We start from the raw sequence: 246 nt of genomic DNA, 5'->3' as shown, positions 1-246 counted from the left end.
GGTTCATCGTATCCAGCAAGCTTACCAGAGACAGGCGGTCGAACACCTTCTTGGGCAGGGCCGCGTTCATATGCGACGCGCCACTATTCCACCAAGGTCCACGACCATTCATCGCGCTTGTCCAAGCTCTAGGCTCGCTCAGACCTAACCGCATCAGGTTGCGGGCCCGCGTGTGGGCTCGCTTCCATTGCTGCCACAGAATCAGGCGAAGTCGCCGCCTTATCCAGCCATCCAGAGCCATGACCG

Annotated in this window: 1 pseudogene; it reads right to left on the bottom strand. The window is 59.8% G+C overall.

The features are described 5' to 3' along the window. A pseudogene (locus EZI54_RS25230) lies at positions 1 to 246 on the bottom strand (group II intron reverse transcriptase/maturase); the annotation flags it as partial.

Origin of the sequence: Marinobacter halodurans, from assembly GCF_004327985.1 — a bacterium.
In the GTDB taxonomy this organism is placed as follows: Bacteria; Pseudomonadota; Gammaproteobacteria; order Pseudomonadales; family Oleiphilaceae; genus Marinobacter_A; species Marinobacter_A halodurans.
Note: the sequence above shows the minus strand (reverse complement) of the source record. Positions and strands in the feature narration are given on the sequence as shown.